Origin of the sequence: Cellulomonas sp. KRMCY2, assembly GCF_000526515.1 — a bacterium.
Taxonomy (GTDB): domain Bacteria; phylum Actinomycetota; class Actinomycetes; order Actinomycetales; family Cellulomonadaceae; genus Actinotalea.
Genome location: NZ_JAGF01000001.1, coordinates 3,599,288 through 3,618,035 on the forward strand (window position 1 = coordinate 3,599,288; position 18,748 = coordinate 3,618,035).

An 18,748-nucleotide genomic window follows, 5' to 3' on the forward strand; every position below is an offset into this window, starting at 1 on the left:
CAAATGCCCGCCGCCGCCCGGCGGCGGGTCCCCTCATGCGACGACGCGCAGGATCTCCTCGATCGAGGTGTCGCCGAGCAGCACCTTGGTCCAGCCGTCGTCGCGCAGCGTGATCATGCCCTGCTCCCGCGCCGTGCGGGCGATGTCGGAGGACGACGAGTGGGCCACCGCGTGCCGCTCGATGTCCTCGGTGACCTTCATGACCTCGTGGATCGCCATCCGGCCCTTGTACCCCGTGCGGGAGCACGCGGCGCAGCCGGCCGGCCGGTAGATCGTGGGGATCTCCTCCCCCGGGTTCCAGGGGAACTTGGCCGCGATGAGCTCGATCTCGCTCGGCAGGTACGGCTCCTTGCACTTCGTGCACAGCCGGCGAGCCAGGCGCTGTGCCACGACGCAGTCCAGTGCCGAGCCCACGAGGAAGGGTTCGATGCCCATCTCGATCAGCCGGGTCACGGCGCTCGGCGCGTCGTTGGTGTGCAGCGTGGAGAGCACGAGGTGGCCGGTGAGGGCCGCCTCGATGGCGATCTGGGCGGTCTCGTGGTCACGGATCTCACCGAGCAGGACGACGTCGGGGTCCGACCGCAGGATCGAGCGCAGCGCGCCGGCGAAGGTCAGGCCTGCCTTGGGGTTGACCTGGACCTGGTTGATGCCTGCGAGTCGGTACTCGACCGGGTCCTCGACGGTGATGACGTTGATCTCCGGGCGGGACACCGCGTTGAGCGTCGCGTAGAGCGTCGTCGACTTGCCCGATCCGGTGGGCCCCGTGACCAGGAGCATCCCGTACGGCTTGGAGTAGGACTCCTTGTACTTGAGGTAGTTGTCCTCGAGGAACGACAGGTCACGCAGGTCGAGGCTCGCGGTGGAGTTGTCGAGGATGCGCATGACGACCTTCTCGCCCCACACGGTGGGCAGGGTCGCCACCCGCAGGTCGATCTTGCGGCCGTTGTGCGTGACGGACATGCGGCCGTCCTGCGGCTTGCGTCGCTCGGCGATGTCGATGTCGCTCATGATCTTGAGCCGGGAGATGACCCCGGACTGGATCTGCTTGGGCGAGCGCTGCATCTCGTGCAGCACGCCGTCGATGCGGTACCGGACGCGCAGGTCGGTCTCCGCCGGCTCGATGTGGATGTCCGATGCGCGGTCCTGGATCGCCTGGGTGATGAGCAGGTTGACGAAGCGGACGATCGGGGCGTCGTCCTCGACGACGTCCCCGACCTGGGAGAGGTCGGTCTCGGCCTGGGTCTCCTCGAACGCGGAGGCCAGGTCATCGATCTCCTCGTCCGCCCGGCAGAAGCGGTCGATGGCTGTGGCGAGGTCGTCGTGCGTCGCGACGACGGTCCGGACCGGCAGGCCCGACAGGGTGCGGGCGTCGTCGACGGCGAGCACGTTGCCGGGGTCCGCCATCGCGAGCACGAGGGCGCCGTCGATCAGGGAGATGGGCAGCACCATGTACCGGCGGCACAGCGAACCGGGCACCAGCGCGACGGCGTTCCGGTCGACCGGGTAGTCGGCGAGCTCGATGAACTCCATCCCGACCTGGTTGGCCAGGGCGCGGACGAGCTGGGCCTCGGTGAGCATCCCGATCTCGACCAGGACGCGGCCGAGCGACTCGCCTCGAACCGCCTGCTCGTCGAGGGCCGCCATGAGCTGGCCCTCGGTGACGATTCCTTCATCCAGCAGGATGTCTCCGAGCTGCTTCACACGTGTCCTTCCGGAGGCGCTCGTGATCCGAAGGGGGTCGGACCACAGGCCGCCGGGACCGCGCCGCGGGGCCTCCTTCCCTATCGGCAGCCGAGGCGGACCCCTCAAGCCTGGATCGGCACCTCGTGTGCCAGGGCCTGGGCCAGGGCGCGCTCCATCGCGTCGAGCGGGGCCGGTCTGCCCGTCATCAGCCGCACCTGTTCCCCCGCCTGGTGCAGGAGCATCCGTTCGCCGGACACGAAGGCGCCGCCGCGGGACTGCCAGGCGACGCCGAGCGCCGTGGGTCGGGGGTCGTAGGCACAGTCGAGCAGGACACCGTCGACCCGCCCGTTGCGGGCGCCGGCAGCCCGGTTGCCGTCGTCATCCTGGGTCAGCAGGTTCGCGAGCTCGTCGGCCCCGTGCGGCGGCAGGGTCGAGACGACCACGTCCGCGCCCGCCATGGCGGCTGCGACCCGGTCGAGCGGTGCGAAGGTCAGGAAGCGCGGCTCGACACCCATCCGGTGGGCTGCCCGCATCGTGGCGCCCGCGCGGGCCATCGTGCGGACGAAGACCGTCGGCGTCGAGCAGCCGAGCTGAGCCAGAGCGGCGAGCGTCGAGGCAGCAGTGGCGCCTGCGCCGAGCACGACGGCGGTGCCGATTGCCGGGCCGTCCTGGGCGTGGCACCCCACCAAGCCCTCACGGAGTGCCGCGACGATGCCGTGGACGTCGGTGTTCGCGCCCACGAGCCCCGGCCGCCCGCCGGCGACGGGCTGGACGAGCACGGTGTTGACCGCCCCGACCACCTCGGCCAGGGGTTCGACGTGGTCGAGCAGCCCGAGCACCGCCTGCTTGAGCGGCATCGTCAGGCTCAACCCGGCCCAGTGGGCGTCGAGCCCCTCGACGAAGGCCGCGAGGTCCTCCTCGGTGACATCGACGGCCTCGTACGTCCACCCGGTCAGGCCGAGCGCGACGTAGGCGGCACGGTGCAGCGCCGGGGACAGCGAGTGGGCGATGGGGTGACCGAGCACGGCGGCCCGGCGCACGACGTCGCTCACCCGGTCGGGTTCGCGGCCTGCCACTCGCGCAGCAGCGCGACGTTGGCCTGGTGCTCGTCGAAGCTCTCGGCGAACCGGGTCTCGCCGGTGTCGTAGTTCACCGTGACCCAGAACAGCCACGGGCCGTCGGCCGGGGCGAGCGTCGCATCGATCGAGACCAGGCTCGGTGCGGCGATCGGCGTCGGCGGCAGGCCGGTCCTGGTGTAGAGGTTGTACGGGTCGTCGGCCGCGAGCTCCGTGGTGGTCAGGTCGAGCCCCGAGATCCCGGCGCCGTAGGCCACCGAGGCGTCGATGTCGAGCTTCATGTCGATGTCGAGGCGGTTCTGGATCGCCCGGGCGACCTTGGCCCGGTCCTCCGGGGTCCTGGCCTCCTCCTCGACCAGGGAGGCGATGGTCAGCACCCGCTGGCGGTCCGCCGGGGCGATGCCGCGCTCGTCGAGTGCACCGACCGTCGCGGCGACCATCTCGGCGATCATCTCGGTCGGCGTGGTGCCCGGCTCGAAGGTGTACGTGGCGGCGAACAGCCAGCCCTCGTAGTTGCCGGCGGCCTCGGCGGGCAGCCCGGTCGCGGCGGTGTCGGCCATCGCGGTCTGGAAGTCCTCGACCGGGACCGTCGTGACCGAGGACAGCTTCTCGAGCATCTGGTCGACCCGCTCGCCCTCGGGGAACGTCACCTTGACCTGGACGCGGTACGTCGGGTCGAGCAGCGCGTCGACGGCGTCGCTCGCCCGCATCTCCAGCAGCAGCCGGTAGGTGCCGGGCTGGATGCTCGGAGCACTCGGGTTGGCGGAGAAGGCGCCGGTGAAGGCGCTCGTGCTCTGCACCACGCCGGCCTCGACCAGCACCTGCGCCATCTGGGTACCGCTGGAACCGGCCGCGATCGTGACGTCGACGGTGCCGTGCCCCGGACCGGGGTAGTCGGCGGCCGCCTCGTCCTGGGGCAGCGAGAACCCGGAGATCACCGGCATCACGTACTGCACGACGAGGTACGCGCCACCACCGAGGATCCCGAGCGACACGACCAGCGCGATGATGCTGCGACGCCGACGCTTGCGGCGCGAGCGGGCGCGCTCCTCGCGCTCGGCGCGTCGGGCGGAACGCGCGCCGGAACCCGAGGGCGGCTGCTCCGGGCGCACGATCTCGTCGAGGAAGAGGTCGTTCACAGCGAGCCTCCATGATCGGTGATTCGGCCCATGCGGCCCATCCAGTCGGTCCTTCCCACAGCGTCCCCGGTCCTGGTCAGCCCTGCCGTCCCGGTGCATCGGCACCGGCACCGGCGGACGGGGGCGGGCTGCCCACCAGCTCCCCGCTCCGCGTGCCGGAGCTGCGCTCTGCATCGATTGCGGACTGCAAGATCACCACTGCGGCCGCCTGGTCGACGACCTGCCTGTGGCGGCGCCCGGACCGTCCGGACGCATACAACGCTTGATGGGCGGTCACCGTGCTCAACCGCTCATCCACCAGACGCACCGGCACTGGTGCGACCGCGTGCGCCAGCCCAACAGAATACGTGCGAACCGCCCCAGATGCCGAACTCTCGGTGCCCGAAAGATGCCGGGGTAGTCCGACATACACGACAGCTGCACCGCGCTCGTGCACGATCTCCACGATCCGCGCCACGTCGGACGTCAACCCGGCACTGCCGGCTGTCGATCCGGCGTGGGCCGCGTCCGCGGCACGCGGGACCGTCTCGACCGGTGTGGCGATGAGCCCGTCCGGGTCGCTGGCCGCCACGCCGATGCGCACGGTCCCGACGTCGACGCCGATCCGCGCGCCACGTCCGAGCGACGGCCCGGGCGCGGGTGCGTGGGCCGGAGGCCCCGAGCCCTCGTCGGTCGGGCACCCCACGTCAGCGGCCTCCGCCTGCCGTCACCACGGTGTCGCGCACCGCAGCGAGGGCCGCGGGCAGCAGGGTGACGTCGGTCCCGCCGCCCTGGGCGATGTCGTCCTTGCCGCCGCCGCCGCCGCCGAGGACCGCAGCCGCGGTCTTGGCCAGGGCGCCGGCCCGCAAGCCACTGTCCCGGGCCGGGGCGTTCGTCGCGACCAGGACGACCGGGCGGTCCTTGACGATCCCGCCGAGGGCCACGACTGCTGCGTCCTGCCCCATGCGGCCACGGACGTCCAGGGCGAGGGCCCGCAGGTCGTCGACCGATGAGACCTCCCCGGCGTCGTGCGCGACGGTGCGGGTGGTGCCCAGCACGACGGCGGCGTCGGCCAGCGCGCCGGCCCCGGCGAGCAGCCGGCCCTGCCGGAGGCCGGCCAGCTCCTTCTCCGCGTCACGCAGCCGTGCCACGACGCTCGCGACCCGTTCGGGCAGCTCCTCCGGGCGGACCTTGAGCGCATCGGTCAGGGTTGCGACGAGCGCACGCTCGCGAGCCAGGTGGTGGAAGGCCTCGAGGCCGACCAGTGCCTCGACCCGCCGGGATCCGGAACCGACGGACGACTCACCGGTCAGGGCGATCAGGCCGATCTGGCTCGAGTGGTCGACATGCGTGCCGCCGCACAGCTCGCGTGACCAGGGGCCGCCGATCTCGACCACCCGCACCTGGTCGTCGTAGGTCTCGCCGAACAGGGCGATCGCGCCCCATGCCTTGGCCTCGGGCAGGCTCATGTACTGCCAGCTCACCCCGAGGTCCTTGCGGATCGCACGGTTGGCGACGTCCTCGACCTCGCTGCGCGCGGACGGCGACAGCGCCTGGTTGTAGGCGAAGTCCAGGCGCAGGTAGCCGGGCTTGTTGTAGGAGCCGGCCTGCAGGGCGTCCGGTCCGAGCACCTCGCGCAGCGCGGCGTGCACCACGTGCGTACCCGAGTGCGCCTGGCGCGCGCCGAGACGCCACTCGGGGTCCACCTGCGCCAGCACGTCGGTGCCGGTGGTGATCTCGCCCTCGACGACCCGCACGGTGTGCACGACCAGGCCCTTGATCGGACGCTGGACGTCGAGCACCTCGAGGCGTGCGCCGTCGGCCGTGATGACCCCGGCATCGGAGTCCTGGCCGCCGGACTCGGCGTAGAACGGCGTCCGGTCGAGCACGACCTCGACGGTGTCACCCTCCGTCGCGGCGTGCACCGGCGCGCCGTCGCGCAGCATGCCGCGCACCGTCGACGGGGTGCTGAGCTCGGTGTAGCCGGTGAAGTCGGTGGCGCCGGGCTCGCGCAGGGCGCGGTAGGCCGTCGAGGCGGCCTGGCCACCCTTCTTGGACTTGGCGTCCGCGCGGGCGCGCTCGCGCTGGGTCGTCATGAGCTCCCGGAAGCCCTTCTCGTCGACGGTCAGGCCCTGCTCGCCCGCCATCTCGAGGGTCAGGTCGATCGGGAAGCCGTAGGTGTCGTGCAGGGCGAACGCCTGGTCGCCCGGCAGGGTCAGACCGCCGGAGCGCTTGATCTGGGCCACTGCGGTGTCCAGGATCGTCGTCCCGGCGACCAGGGTGCGCCGGAACGCCTCCTCCTCGGCGTACGCGATCCGCGAGATCCGGTCGAAGTCCGTGACGAGCTCCGGGTAGGACTGCCCCATCGCGTCCTTCGACGCGGGAAACAGGTGCGGCAGCGCCGGGTCCTCGACGCCGAGCAGACGCATCGCACGGACGGACCTGCGCAGCAGGCGACGCAGCACGTACCCGCGGCCCTCGTTCGACGGCGAGATGCCGTCGCCGATGAGCATCAGGGCCGAGCGCACGTGGTCGGCCACCACGCGCATCCGTACGTCGTCGTCCCGCGAGGCGCCGTAGCGCCGGCCGGACAGCTCCTGGGCCGCGGTGATCACCGGGAAGACCTCGTCGATCTCGTACAGGTTGTCGACGCCCTGCAGCAGGTAGGCGACGCGCTCGAGGCCCATCCCGGTGTCGATGTTCTTCTGCTTGAGGTCCCCGACGATGCGGAACTCGTCCTTGGACCGCACGTCGTCGATGGCGTACTGCATGAAGACGAGGTTCCAGATCTCCAGGAACCGGTCCTCGTCGACGACGGGGCCGCCGTCGGCCCCGTACTGGGCGCCGCGGTCGACGTAGATCTCCGAGCAGGGGCCGGCCGGCCCGGGCTGCCCGGTCGTCCAGTAGTTGTCCTTCTTGCCCCGGCGCTGGATGCGCTCCTCGGGCAGACCGGCGATGCGCTTCCAGAGCGCCGCGGCCTCGTCGTCGTCGTGGTAGACGGTGACCCAGATCTTGTCCGGGTCGAAGCCGTAGCAGCCGTCCGCCTGGGAGCCCGTGACCAGCTCCCACGCGTAGCTGATCGCCCCCTCCTTGAAGTAGTCGCCGAAGGAGAAGTTGCCGTTCATCTGGAAGAACGTGCCGTGCCGGGTGGTCTTGCCGACCTCCTCGATGTCGAGGGTCCGGACGCACTTCTGCACACTGGTCGCGCGCTGCCACGGCGGGGTCTGCTGGCCGAGCATGTACGGGATGAACGGCACCATGCCGGCGATGACGAACAGGGTCGACGGGTCCGGCGAGATGAGCGAGGAGCTGGGGACGACTGTGTGGTCGCGCTGCTCGAAGTAGTCGAGCCAACGGCGTCGGATCTCGGCGGTCCGCATGATGTCCTCACGTCTGGGTGGTGCGACCGGGCATGCTGCCCGATCAGGGCTGGGTGCCGGGCTGCGTGACGTCGGTGGGTCGCCGCGCTCGGCCGGTCGGGGGTCGTCGCTGGTCAGAAGCCGCTGCTGGTCAGAAGTCGTACAGGGGTTCGTCGTCGTCCACGCGGCCGGCGGGTCGCCGTCGGGTGCCGGGCGACTGCTCGGCGTCGGCGAGTTCGTCGGTGCCGGACGGCGTGTTGTACGCCGGCGCGGTGAAGTCGGGATCCGGGTCGTGGCGGCGGCGACGCCCGCTCAGGCCGTCGAGGCCGGCAGCGGCGTCGCCCCCCTCCGGGGTCACCAGGAGGGTCGCCACGAGATCCCGTTCGCGCTGGTCCTTCGCGCTGCGGAACTGCTCGACGGCGCCGCGGAGGGCCGACGTCGTGCGCCGGCCGACGTCCTCGGCCCGGTCGCTGACACCGGCCGGGGTGTAGCGGCGCACGGCCGTGCGCAGACGGTCGACCGCGACGACCGCCCCGACGGCACCGACGCCGACCCAGAAGAGGCGCCGCATCAGTGCTTGAACCTGTCCGCGAGACCGCCGAACGCCTGCCGGACGCCGTAGGAGAAGGCCGCCACCTTGATCAGCGGGCCGCCGACGGTCGCCGCCACGAGGGCGGTCAGCGCCGAGAGGTTCTGGCTGATCTCGGCAGCCGACGTCGTCATGGTGTCGACCTTGACGAGCTGGGTGTTGGCGGTGGCGACGGTCGCTGCGGTCTCGTCGAGGACCGGCACCGTGTGGTCGGTGAGCTCCTTGACCGAGATCCTGGTCTCGTCGAAGACCCTGCCGAGCTTGACCAGGGGCAGCGCCAGGAAGCCGACGAGCGCCACGAACGCGATCGCCGAGATGAGGCCTGCGACGTCTCCGATGGACATCCGGGATCCTTCCGTGCCTGCTGGGCTTGCTGGGAATCGTCTGTGCGCGACCTGCTGCCGGTGGTGCCGACCCGGTCGCGCGTCCCCGAGACTACCGGCCACCACCACGTCCACGCTGGATCCCCACCCGCCGGCAGGCCGGGAGGGGACGCAGCAACGCCCCGCACCCAGGCCGGCGGACCGGGCTGCGTACGGGGCGCTGAGGCGCGACGACCGAGGTCAGCGCGAGTAGTACTCGACGACCAGCTGGACCTCGCACGTGACCGGGACCTCGACGCGCTTGGGGCGACGTGTCAGCACGGCACTGAGCTTCTCGAGCTGGACCTCCAGGTAGCCCGGGACGGCCGGGAGCACGTCGCGGTGCGCGCCGGCAGCGGCGACCTGGAACGGCACGGTGGTCTGGCTCTTCGGCTTGATCTGCAGGGTCTGGCCCGGCTTGACCTTGAACGAGGGCCGGTCGACGATTTTGCCGTCGACCAGGACGTGACGGTGCACGACGACCTGACGAGCCTGCAGGATCGTCCGGGCGAAGCCGGAGCGCAGCACGAGCGCGTCGAGGCGGGTCTCGAGCAGCTCGACGAGCGACTCACCGGTCAGACCCGGCATCTTCTTGGCCTCGTCGAACGAGCGGGCCATCTGCTTCTCGCGGAGCCCGTACTGGGCGCGCAGTCGCTGCTTCTCACGGAGGCGGACGGCGTAGTCGGACTCGGTGCGGCGGCGGGCACGGCCGTGCTCACCGGGCGGGTAGGGACGCTTCTCGAAGTGCTTGACAGCCTTCGGCGTCAGGGCCAGGCCGAGGGCCCGGGACAGGCGCACCTGGCGGCGCGCGCGGGTCACAGATGACACAGTGTGTTCGTCCTGTCGTTGTCGTGGCACATCCCGCAGCGGAGGTGTCCGGCGGGTGTGGGACCAACCTTCGTGGTGCGGCTGAGGTCCCCAGGTGGTCACCCGCAAGCGGGCAACCCGGCGAGTCTATCGCACCGACGCCAGGTCCGTCCCCTCGCGCGGACGGGCCGGGTTCAGGTGCCGTGCAGGATCTGTCGGATCCGCTCGAGCCGCACCGCGACATCGCGTTCGTAGCCCCGGTCGGACGGCTCGTAGTAGCGGGCCCCGGTGAGCTCGTCGGGGGCGTACTGCTGGCTCGCGACGGCGTGCGCCTCGTCGTGGGCGTACCGGTAGCCTGCGCCGTGCCCGATCGTCTGGGCGCCCGCGTAGTGCGCGTCGCGAAGGTGCAGGGGCACCGCGCCGGCCTTGCCGGCCCGGACGTCGGCGATGGCGGCGTCGATCGCCAGGTACGACGCGTTCGACTTCGGTGCGGTGGTCACGTGGACGACCGCCTCGGCCAGGATGATCCGCGCCTCCGGCATGCCGATCAGGGCGACCGCCTGGGCGGCCGCGACAGCGGTCTGCAGCGCCGACGGATCGGCCATCCCGACCTCCTCCGCCGCAGCGATCACGATCCGACGGGCGATGAACCGCGGGTCCTCCCCCGCGACGACCATCCGGGCGAGGTAGTGCAGCGCCGCGTCGACGTCCGAACCGCGCATCGACTTGATGAAGGCGCTGATCACGTCGTAGTGCTGGTCACCGGCCCGGTCGTAGCGCACCGCTGCCACGTCGATCGCACCCTCGACGGTCGCGAGGTCGACGGTGACCGGCAGTGACTCCCCCGGGACCTCGAGCGCAGCCCCCGCGGCGGCCTCGAGGATCGTCAGAGCCTTCCGAGCATCCCCACCGGCCAGCCGGAGCAGGTGCTCCTCGGCGTCCAGCGCGAGCGTGACCGTCCCGGCCAGACCCCGTTCGTCGGACACCGCGCGGCGGACCAGCTCCCGGACGTCGTCGGTGGACAGCGGCAGGAGCGTCAGCAGGAGCGATCGGGAGAGCAGCGGCGAGTTCACCGAGAAGCTCGGGTTCTCCGTCGTCGCGGCGACGAGCGTGACCCAACGGTTCTCCACCGCCGGCAGCAGGGCGTCCTGCTGGGTCGTGGAGAACCGGTGCACCTCATCGATGAACAGGACCGTCTCCGGCGCACCGGTCGCGAGGCGCCGCCGGGCGTCCTCGACGACGACGCGCACGTCCTTGACGCCCGAGGTGACCCCGGAGAGCTCGACGAAACGACGTCCGGAGGTCGCAGCGATGAGGTACGCGAGCGTCGTCTTGCCCGTCCCCGGTGGTCCCCAGAGCACGACGGACGACGGCGCCGCCCGGCGCGAGGCATCGTCCGCGGGCTCGACGAGACGCCGCAGGGGCGACCCCGGCCCGAGCAGGTGCCGCTGCCCCGCGACCTCCGCGAGGGTCGCGGGCCGCATCCGCACGGCGAGCGGTGCGTGCCGTCCGACGCCGGGCAGACCCTCCGTCGTGGAGGTCACCGCGTCGAACAGGTCCATGGCACGAGCGTACGCACGCCGGAGGTCTGCTCCCGCCGTGACGTGCGCGGACACCTCCTGACCTGGGATGATCAGTAGCGTGTTCGACACCCTCGGCCGACTGATCGCCCACCACCCCAAGATCACGGTCTTGACCTGGGCCGTCTTCACGGCGACCTGCTTCGCGCTCACGATGGCGGGGGTCGGCGGTGAGACGCTCTTCGAGGAGCTCACCACCGGCGCGCCGTCGGTCCCCCACTCGGAGAGCGCCGAGGCGGACGCGATCCTGGCCGAGGGCTCGACGTCGGGCCAGAGCCTGAGCCTCGCCGTCCAGGGCGTCGACCCGGCCCACGCGGACCTGGAGCCCGTCCTCACCGAGGCGCGGACGGACCTGATGGCGATCGGCGGGGTCGCCACGGTGATCGACCCGTTCATGCTTCCCGACGGGCCGACCAGCGCCGCTGCGGCCCCCCTGCTGGCTCAGGACGGCGAGGGCTTCCTCGTGGTCGTCGAGCTCGAGCCGGACCTCTCGGAGGGTAGCCAGGGACAGGCCCTCGGCCTCGTCGAGGAGCGCCTTCGGGGGCTCTCGCAGGAGCTGACGGCTGAGGTCCCCGGCATCACGGGCCAGGTCGGCGGCATCTCCTTGATCGTCGACGAGATCACCAGCCAGGTCGAGAAGGACCTCGTCACGGGCGAGACGATCGCCCTGCCCATCGCGCTGCTGGTCATGGTGCTGGTCTTCGGCGGCTTCCTGTCCGCCGGGATGCCGATGGCCGGAGCGCTCGCGTCGATCGCCGGCGGTCTCGGCAGCGTCTTCGCGCTCTCGCACTGGCTCGAGATGGATGCGGCGGTCGTCAACGTCGTGACGGTCCTCGGCCTCGGTCTGTCCATCGACTACGGCCTGCTGATCGTGTCCCGGTTCCGCGAGGAGCTGCACCGGCTGGTGGACGTCGACGGGGGTGCGTCGGTCCGTCGACGGCGCGGTGACGGCGCCGTCGAGACAGCGCTGCGGCGCACGATGGCGACCGCCGGGCGCACTGTCACCTTCTCCGCGCTGACCGTCGCGATCGCGATCAGCGGGCTGATCGTCTTCGAGCCGGCCATCCTGCGCGCTGTCGGCGCAGCCGGCGTCGGGGTGATCCTGGTGGCGCTGGCGACCGCGCTGACCCTGGTCCCGGCCCTGCTCACGATGGCCGGACGGCGGCTCGTGCGTCCCGGGCTGATCGCTCGGGTCCCCGGTCTGCGCTGGGTCCTGGCCCGCACCGGTGACGTGTCGTCGGAGGAGGGGATCTTCTCCCGCCTCGCCGGCCGGGTTCAGCGCCACCCGTGGTGGGTGCTCGGCGGAGCGGTCGTGGTGCTCGGCATCCTGACCACCCCGTTGGCCCACCTCGAGCTGCGGAACTCGACCTTCGAGCTCCTGCCGCGGGCATCGGACCAGCGCGCCTACCTGGAGACGATCGGCGAGCAGTACCCCGCGTCGGAGTCCCCCGGCATCATCGTGGTGACGGACGGGCCGCTGGACGAGGTGACCACCTGGTCGACGGAGCTCGCCGCGCTGCCGGACGTCGCTCGCCTGAGTCTCCCGTCACCGGTCGGTGGGTCCGTCGTGGTCGGGGTGTACCCCGACACCGAGGATCCTGGTGGCCATGTCGCGCGGGACGTCGTCGAGGCGATCCGTGACTTGGACGCACCCTTCGAGACCCTGGTCACCGGTCAGGCGGCGAACCAGATCGACTTCACCTCGGCCCTGATGGAGCGGCTGCCGGTGGCCGTGGGGATCGTGGTGCTGGCCACGTTCGTCCTGCTCTTCCTGATGACCGGCTCGCTCGTGATCCCGCTCAAGGCACTGATCACCAACGCGCTGTCGCTGTCCGCATCCCTCGGGGTCCTGGTCTGGGCGTTCCAGGACGGCCACCTCGAGGACCTTCTGCGGTTCACGCCGACGGGCGGCATCGAGACCTACGTGATCGCGATGATCATCGCGTTCGGGTTCGGGCTGGCGATGGACTACGAGGTCTTCCTGCTCTCCCGGATCAAGGAGCTGCACGACCAGGGAGCGAGCAACGACGACGCGGTCCGGCTCGGTCTGCAGCGTTCGGCCCGGATCATCACCTCTGCGGCGGTGATCATCATCGTCGTCTTCACCGGGTTCGTCTTCGGCGAGCTGCTGGTCATCAAGGAGGTCGGCTTCTCGCTGGCCGTCGCCGTCCTGATCGACGCCACGCTCGTCCGGATGCTCCTGGTGCCGGCGACCATGACGCTCCTCGGCCGCTTCAACTGGTGGGCCCCCAGGCCCCTGCGGGCCGTGTACCGACGCTTCTCGATCACGCACTGACCCGATGAGGGCCGTGCCGACCGACGTCGCGGAGTACCACCGGCTGCGCCGGCGAGCGCGTCGGGCAACCGTGGCCGTGGTGCTCGCCGCGGCATGGCTGGTCTACCTGATCGTGCGGATCGTCGGCCAGGACGGGGACGACACCAGGGTCGCGATGCTCCCGTACATCGGGCTGTGCCTGCTCGGCGCGGTCGCCTGGTTCGCGGTCCGGCCGAGGTGGCTGGCGTCGCTCGCTGCCCGGCCGAGGGTGCAGACGCTCGACCCGACGCCCGGTGAGCTGTACGGGATCCCCGAGCTCGACGCGCCACCGCAGCGACACCACGGTCTGTCCGGCGACGACAAGCCACCCGTTCGCTGGTGACGGCTCCCGTCCGCCCGGCGGGCTCCCGCCCTGCCGGTGGTGAGGGCTCCGGTCAGGGTGCGACCGGTACGGCAGCCTCCTCGGCGACGTCGCGCTGGGCACCGCGGGCGACCGGCGCCGCGTCGACTCCTGCCTCCTTGCGCTGCTGAGCCGTGATCGGCGCCGGCGCGCCGGTGAGCGGGTCGAAGCCGCCACCGGACTTCGGGAAGGCGATGACGTCGCGGATCGACTCCGAGCGGGTGAGCAGGGCCAGGATGCGGTCCCAGCCGAGCGCGATCCCGCCGTGCGGCGGTGCCCCGAAGGCGAACGCGTCGAGCAGGAAGCCGAACTTCTCCTGCGCCTCGGCCTCCCCGATGCCCATCATCTCGAAGACGCGCTGCTGGACGTCGCGACGGTGGATACGGATCGAGCCACCGCCGATCTCGTTCCCGTTGCAGACGATGTCGTAGGCGTAGGCCAGCGCGGCACCCGGGTCGGACTCGAAGGTGTCCATCCACTCCGGGGTCGGCGAGGTGAAGGCGTGGTGCACGGCCGTCCACGAACCGCCGCCCACCGCGACGTCGTCGTCCTCACCGGTGGGCTTGAACAGCGGTGCGTCGACGACCCACACGAAGGACCACTGCGACTCGTCGATCAGGCCGCCGCGGCGGCCGATCTCCAGGCGGGCTGCGCCGAGCAGGGCGCGCGCCTCCGACGTCGTGCCTGCGGCGAAGAAGACCGCGTCACCGGGTGCGGCGCCGACGGCGTCGACGAGCCCCGCGCGTTCGGACTCGGACAGGTTCTTGGCGACCGGGCCGCCCAGCTCGCCGTCCTCGCCCACCATGACGTACGCCAGGCCCTTGGCGCCGCGCTGCTTGGCCCACTCCTGCCAGGCGTCGAAGCCACGGCGCGGGGTCGACCCACCCCCGGGCTGCACGACGGCGCCGACGTAGGGCGCCTGGAAGACGCGGAACGGGGTCTCGGCGAAGTACCCGGTGAGCTCGACGAGCTCGAGCCCGAAGCGCAGGTCGGGCTTGTCGGTGCCGAACCGGGCCATCGCATCGGCGAACGTCATCCGCTCGATCGGGGTCGGGACCTGGTAGCCGATCAGGTCCCAGAGCGCGACGAGCACCTGCTCGCCCACCGCGATGACGTCGTCCTGCTCGACGAAGCTCATCTCGACGTCGAGCTGGGTGAACTCGGGCTGGCGGTCGGCCCGGAAGTCCTCGTCGCGGTAGCAGCGGGCGATCTGGTAGTAGCGCTCCATGCCCGCCACCATGAGCAGCTGCTTGAACAGCTGCGGTGACTGCGGCAGCGCGTACCAGGAGCCGGGCGAGAGGCGCGCCGGCACCACGAAGTCGCGCGCGCCCTCGGGCGTCGAGCGGGTCAGGGTCGGGGTCTCGATCTCGACGAACTCCTGGGCGTCCAGCACCCGGCGTGCGGCGGCGTTGGCCTTGGCGCGCAGCCGGAGCGCTGCCGCGGGTGCCGGCCGGCGCAGGTCCAGGTACCGGTACCTGAGCCGGGTCTCCTCGCCGATCTGCTCGTCGAGAGCCGAGGAGACCTGGAAGGGCAGCGGTGCTGCCTCGTTGAGCACGACGACGTCGGCCGCGGTCACCTCGACGGCGCCCGTGGCCAGGTTCGCGTTCTCGTTGCCCTCGGGCCGGCGGCCGACCTCACCGGTGATCTGCAGCACGTACTCGTTGCGCAGGCCGTGCGCGACCGCCTCGTCGCGGATCACGACCTGGCAGATGCCCCAGGCGTCGCGCAGGTCGATGAACGCCACACCGCCGTGATCACGTCGCCGGTCGACCCATCCGGTGAGCGTGACGGTCTGGCCGATGTGCTCGGCTCGGAGCGAGCCGGCGGTGTGGGTACGGAGCACGGAGGGGTCCTTCCGGGACGAACAGGATCGAGCGCCCGCCCGGGCGCCCGGTCGAGTCTAGTGGCGGCGGGCGACCACCGCCCTGATCGCGGCCGGGGGTGGTGGCAGCACGGCGGGCAGACTGGGCACGAGCACGTCGTTGTGCACCGCAGGACGTCCGAGGAGGACCGCACGGCCCGCAAGATCGCGACCACCGACCGGGTCTCGCGCGAGGAGCTCCAGGAGTACCTCCGCCCGCGGCACACCGCCGTCCTGCTGACCTGGCGGGCGTCGGGAGGTCCGCAGATGTCCCCGGTGAACGGTCCATCGCGGGCGAGCACCCCGACTGGGATGTGTACCGGGCGGCGATGGTCAGCCAGGGCAAGTCCCTGATCCGGGTCACGATCGATGCGTGGGGTCCGGTCGCGACGGGCGGGTTCCCGGCCCGGCTGGCCGAGGACTGATCGGTCGGAGTGCGGCCAGGGCGTCGACCGGGACCACGGGTCCGGCCGGTGGAACGGGTTCGAGGCGCAGGTACGTCGACTGGTCGACCGGACGAGGGTCGACCTCGCCGACGTTCGGCCACAACGAGCACGCCCGCTCGGCCTGGGCGGTGATCGTCAGGGACGGGTTCACGCCCAGGTTCGCGCTGATGGCCGCGCCGTCCAGGACGTGCAGCGTCGGGTACCCGTGGACCCGCTGGTACGGGTCGAGGACGCCGTCGTCCGCCGTGGTCCCGATCGGGCAACCACCGATGAAGTGCGCCGTCAGGGGCATGTTCGCGACGTCCCCCCAGGAGCTGCCGGCGGTTCCGCCGAGCTCCTCGGCGATGAGGGTCGCGGCGCGGTGCCCGGCGGGGATCCAGGTCGGGCTCGGCTCCCCCGGCCCTTGGCGACTGACCAGGCGCCAGCCGGTCAGGCCCCGCCGCACGCCGGTCACCAGGGAGTTGTCGAGCGCCTGCATGACCAGGGCGATCGCGGTGCGCTCGCTCCACCGGTACGGGGCGAGGGCGCGCACGGTCGTGACGGGGCGCCGCGCGAGCTCAGCGGCGTACCGGCCGAGGATCTTCGCCCAGCGGGTGCTGCGGGGGCCGCCGGTCGTGGCGAGCGTCGTGATCAGGGCCATCGCGTTGCTCCCCGGCCCGTACCGCACGGGTTCGACGTGCGTGCTCGGGTCCGGGAAGAACGACGAGGTGATCGCCACCCCGCGCGCGAGCTCACGTCCGGGGTCGACCTTCGGCGCGCTGCCGCCGAGCAGGGCCTCGGAGTTGGTACGGGTCAGGGTGCCGAGCCGATCGGACACCCGGGGCAGGTCGTCGCGGCGGCGTGCCCGGTGCAGCAGGAGCTGGGTGTTGTAGGTGCCGGCCGCGAGCACGACGTGCTCCGCGCGCCACGTGGTCGTGCCGGTACGGCTCCCGGCTCGGTCGGCCGTACCGCGGGACTCCACGAGCCACCCGCTGCCGGGCCGGTGACGCAGCCGGGTGACTGTCGTCATCGGGACCACGCGCGCGCCGGCCTGCTCCGCCAGGAACAGGTAGTTCTTGACCAGCGTGTTCTTCGCCCCGACGCGGCACCCCGTCATGCAGGCGCCGCACTCCGTGCACGCGGTCCGACCCGGACCGGCACCCCCGAAGTACGGGTCGGCGACCGGGGCGCCGGGCTCACCGAACAGCACGCCGACGTCGGCACTGCGGAAGGTGTCGGCCACTCCCATCCGCGTCGCGACGGTGCGGAACAGGACGTCCGACGCCGTGGTGGTCGGGTTGGTGGTCACACCGAGCATGCGTGCGGCCTGGTCGTACCAGGGTGCGAGCTCGGCCGCCCAGTCGGTGATCCCCGACCACTGGGGGTCGTCGAAGAACGGCCGCAACGGACGGTAGAGGGTGTTGGCGTAGACCAGTGACCCGCCCCCGACGCCGGCCCCGGCCAGGACCAGCGAGTCGGACACCCGGTGGATGCGCTGGATGCCGTAGCAGCCGAGGCGGGGGGCCCACAGGAAGCGACGCAGGTCCCACGAGGTCCGGGCGAACTCGTCGTCGGCGAACCGGCGGCCCGCCTCCAGGACCAGGACGCGGTAGCCCTTCTCGGTCAGTCGCAGCGCCGCGACGCTCCCGCCGAAGCCCGACCCCACGACGACGACGTCGTAGGTCTGCTGCCCGCCACCGGTGCCCATGGTCGGATCGTCGCACTCAGGTCGTTGCGGCGGTGCTCCCCGCGCCGGAGCCGGGGCCCGGTACGACAGTCGGCCACAGGTCCTGCGCGGGCGGCTGCCAGGTGCCGGCATCGGCAGCGACCTGCTCGCCGGAGCGGATGTCCTTGACCTGGTCGGGCGTCGCGGCCACGACGGCGCCGTCCGACCCGGTGTGCCCGGGCGTCGCCGGGAACCAGACGAAGGGCACCCCACGCCGGTCCGCGTACCGGATCTGCTTGCCGAACTTCGCGGCGGTCGGCGCGACCTCGACCGGGATGCCCCTGGAGCGCAGCGCCGCGGCCACCCGGTCGCTGTCCGCGCGGGTCTCCTCGGAGGTCACAGCCACCACGACGGCGCTCGGCACCGAACGGGACGCCTGCATCAGGCCGGCCGACAGCAGGCGGGACACCAGGCGGGACACGCCGACCGACAGACCGACACCCGGGTACGTGGTGGTGCCGTCGGAGGCCAGCGCGTCGTAGCGGCCACCCGAGCAGATCGAGCCGAGCTGCTCGTGGCCGACCAGCAGGGTCTCGTACACCGAGCCCGTGTAGTAGTCGAGGCCGCGGGCGATCCTCAGGTCGGCGACGATCACGCCGGGAGCGCGCCGCGCCGCGGCGCCGATCAGCGCACCGAGCTCGACCAGCCCGGTCTCCAGGAGCTCGGTCACGGCGCCGTGCTCGACGGCGAGAGCGCGCACGGCGTCCACGACGCCGGTGTCCTCGCCGTGCAGCGCGGCGAGCTCGAGCATGGCGCGCGCCGACTCCGGCGTCGCTCCGGCGTCGGCGACCAGCAGCTCGACGACGGCGTCGGGCCCGAACTTGTCGAGCTTGTCGATGCTCCGCAGCACAGCCTCGACGTCGACCAGGCCCAGCCCGAGGGCGAAGCCCTCGACCACGCGCCGGTTGTTCACCAGGATCCGCACCGGCGGCATGCCGATCGGGGCCATCGCCGCGAAGGCCTCGGCGATGACGAGGGGCAGCTCCACCTCGTAGTGGTAGGGCAGGTCACCCTGGCCGACGACGTCGATGTCGGCCTGGACGAACTCGCGGAAGCGGCCGTCCTGCGGTCGCTCGCCCCGCCAGACCTTCTGGATCTGGTGCCGCTTGAACGGGAACTGCAGCTGCCCGGCGTTCTCCAGGACGTACCGCGCGAACGGCACCGTGAGGTCGAAGTGCAGGCCGAGCTGTCCGGCGCGGTCGCCAGGATCGGCCTCGGCCTCCTCCTGCAGGCGCCGCAGGACGTAGACCTCCTTGGACGTCTCACCCTTGCGCAGCAGCTGGTCGAGCGGTTCGACGGCCCGGGTCTCGATGCCGGCGAACCCGTGCAGCTCGAAGGTCCTGCGCAGGACGTCGAGCACATGCTGCTCGACCACCCGGCCGGCGGGCAGCCACTCAGGGAATCCGGACAGCGGGGTGGGGCGGGCCATGACGGGGATCCTTCCAGGTCGCGACCGGACCCGTGCGACGGGTCCAGCGGTGCAGAGC

General features: G+C 71.8%; 14 protein-coding genes. 2 read left to right on the forward strand and 12 right to left on the reverse strand.

Annotation, left to right across the window (positions count from 1 at the left end):
* Positions 1–33: 33 nt before the first annotated feature.
* The 9 genes from K415_RS0116895 to K415_RS0116935 form a co-directional block, all read right to left on the reverse strand.
* Complete coding sequence (locus tag K415_RS0116895) at positions 34–1,701, reverse strand: GspE/PulE family protein (RefSeq protein ID WP_024288222.1); 1,668 nt, start codon at positions 1,699–1,701, stop codon at positions 34–36.
* 104 nt (positions 1,702–1,805) lie between these two features.
* The gene (locus K415_RS0116900; RefSeq protein ID WP_024288223.1) at positions 1,806–2,735 is read right to left on the reverse strand and encodes a shikimate dehydrogenase; all 930 of its coding nucleotides are present in this window, start codon (positions 2,733–2,735) and stop codon (positions 1,806–1,808) included.
* A complete protein-coding gene (gene mltG / locus K415_RS0116905; RefSeq protein ID WP_024288224.1) occupies positions 2,732–3,898 on the reverse strand; it encodes an endolytic transglycosylase MltG in 1,167 nt (388 codons plus the stop codon). The genes K415_RS0116900 and mltG overlap by 4 nt, the downstream gene beginning before the upstream one ends.
* 76 nt (positions 3,899–3,974) lie before the next feature.
* Positions 3,975–4,583: a Holliday junction resolvase RuvX gene (gene ruvX / locus K415_RS0116910; protein WP_024288225.1), complete on the reverse strand. Its 609-nt coding sequence runs from the start codon at positions 4,581–4,583 to the stop codon at positions 3,975–3,977.
* A gap of 1 nt (position 4,584) precedes the next feature.
* Complete coding sequence (gene alaS / locus K415_RS0116915; protein WP_024288226.1) at positions 4,585–7,257, reverse strand: alanine--tRNA ligase; 2,673 nt, start codon at positions 7,255–7,257, stop codon at positions 4,585–4,587.
* Between the two features lie 130 nt (positions 7,258–7,387).
* Positions 7,388–7,807: a hypothetical protein gene (locus K415_RS23000; protein ID WP_024288227.1), complete on the reverse strand. Its 420-nt coding sequence runs from the start codon at positions 7,805–7,807 to the stop codon at positions 7,388–7,390.
* On the reverse strand, positions 7,807–8,169 hold the full coding sequence (locus K415_RS0116925; RefSeq protein WP_024288228.1) for a DUF948 domain-containing protein: 363 nt from the start codon (positions 8,167–8,169) through the stop codon (positions 7,807–7,809). Before K415_RS0116925 ends, K415_RS23000 begins: the two co-directional genes overlap by 1 nt.
* 219 nt (positions 8,170–8,388) lie before the next feature.
* Positions 8,389–9,015, reverse strand: coding sequence for a 30S ribosomal protein S4 (rpsD, locus tag K415_RS0116930; protein WP_029664016.1), 627 nt, complete (start codon positions 9,013–9,015; stop codon positions 8,389–8,391).
* A gap of 173 nt (positions 9,016–9,188) precedes the next feature.
* On the reverse strand, positions 9,189–10,556 hold the full coding sequence (locus tag K415_RS0116935) for a replication-associated recombination protein A (protein ID WP_024288230.1): 1,368 nt from the start codon (positions 10,554–10,556) through the stop codon (positions 9,189–9,191).
* Positions 10,557–10,635: 79 nt separating this feature from the next.
* On the opposite strand from K415_RS0116935, the gene K415_RS0116940 reads away from it, so the two are divergent.
* The gene (locus K415_RS0116940; protein ID WP_024288231.1) at positions 10,636–12,870 is read left to right on the forward strand and encodes an MMPL family transporter; all 2,235 of its coding nucleotides are present in this window, start codon (positions 10,636–10,638) and stop codon (positions 12,868–12,870) included.
* 4 nt (positions 12,871–12,874) lie between these two features.
* On the forward strand, positions 12,875–13,231 hold the full coding sequence (locus K415_RS0116945) for a hypothetical protein (protein WP_034661366.1): 357 nt from the start codon (positions 12,875–12,877) through the stop codon (positions 13,229–13,231).
* Positions 13,232–13,283: 52 nt separating this feature from the next.
* Here K415_RS0116945 and aspS read toward each other — a convergent pair whose 3' ends face one another.
* The 3 genes from aspS to hisS form a co-directional block, all read right to left on the reverse strand.
* Positions 13,284–15,092 (reverse strand): aspartate--tRNA ligase, encoded by a 1,809-nt coding sequence (gene aspS / locus K415_RS0116950; protein ID WP_024288233.1) that lies wholly within the window; start codon positions 15,090–15,092, stop codon positions 13,284–13,286.
* A gap of 378 nt (positions 15,093–15,470) precedes the next feature.
* Positions 15,471–17,243: a GMC oxidoreductase gene (locus K415_RS0116960; RefSeq protein ID WP_024288235.1), complete on the reverse strand. Its 1,773-nt coding sequence runs from the start codon at positions 17,241–17,243 to the stop codon at positions 15,471–15,473.
* 16 nt (positions 17,244–17,259) lie between these two features.
* On the reverse strand, positions 17,260–18,690 hold the full coding sequence (gene hisS / locus K415_RS0116965; RefSeq protein ID WP_024288236.1) for a histidine--tRNA ligase: 1,431 nt from the start codon (positions 18,688–18,690) through the stop codon (positions 17,260–17,262).
* Positions 18,691–18,748 lie beyond the last annotated feature (58 nt).

Bases quoted from the DNA above. Each gene is read 5' to 3' on its own strand.
- alaS (WP_024288226.1), bottom strand. From the start codon at position 7,257: ATGCGGACCGCCGAGATCCGACGCCGTTGGCTCGACTACTTCGAGCAG.
- K415_RS23000 (WP_024288227.1), bottom strand. From the start codon at position 7,807: ATGCGGCGCCTCTTCTGGGTCGGCGTCGGTGCCGTCGGGGCGGTCGTC.
- K415_RS0116925 (WP_024288228.1), bottom strand. From the start codon at position 8,169: ATGTCCATCGGAGACGTCGCAGGCCTCATCTCGGCGATCGCGTTCGTG.
- K415_RS0116935 (WP_024288230.1), bottom strand. From the start codon at position 10,556: ATGGACCTGTTCGACGCGGTGACCTCCACGACGGAGGGTCTGCCCGGC.
- K415_RS0116945 (WP_034661366.1), top strand. From the start codon at position 12,875: ATGAGGGCCGTGCCGACCGACGTCGCGGAGTACCACCGGCTGCGCCGG.
- K415_RS0116960 (WP_024288235.1), bottom strand. From the start codon at position 17,243: ATGGGCACCGGTGGCGGGCAGCAGACCTACGACGTCGTCGTCGTGGGG.
- hisS (WP_024288236.1), bottom strand. From the start codon at position 18,690: ATGGCCCGCCCCACCCCGCTGTCCGGATTCCCTGAGTGGCTGCCCGCC.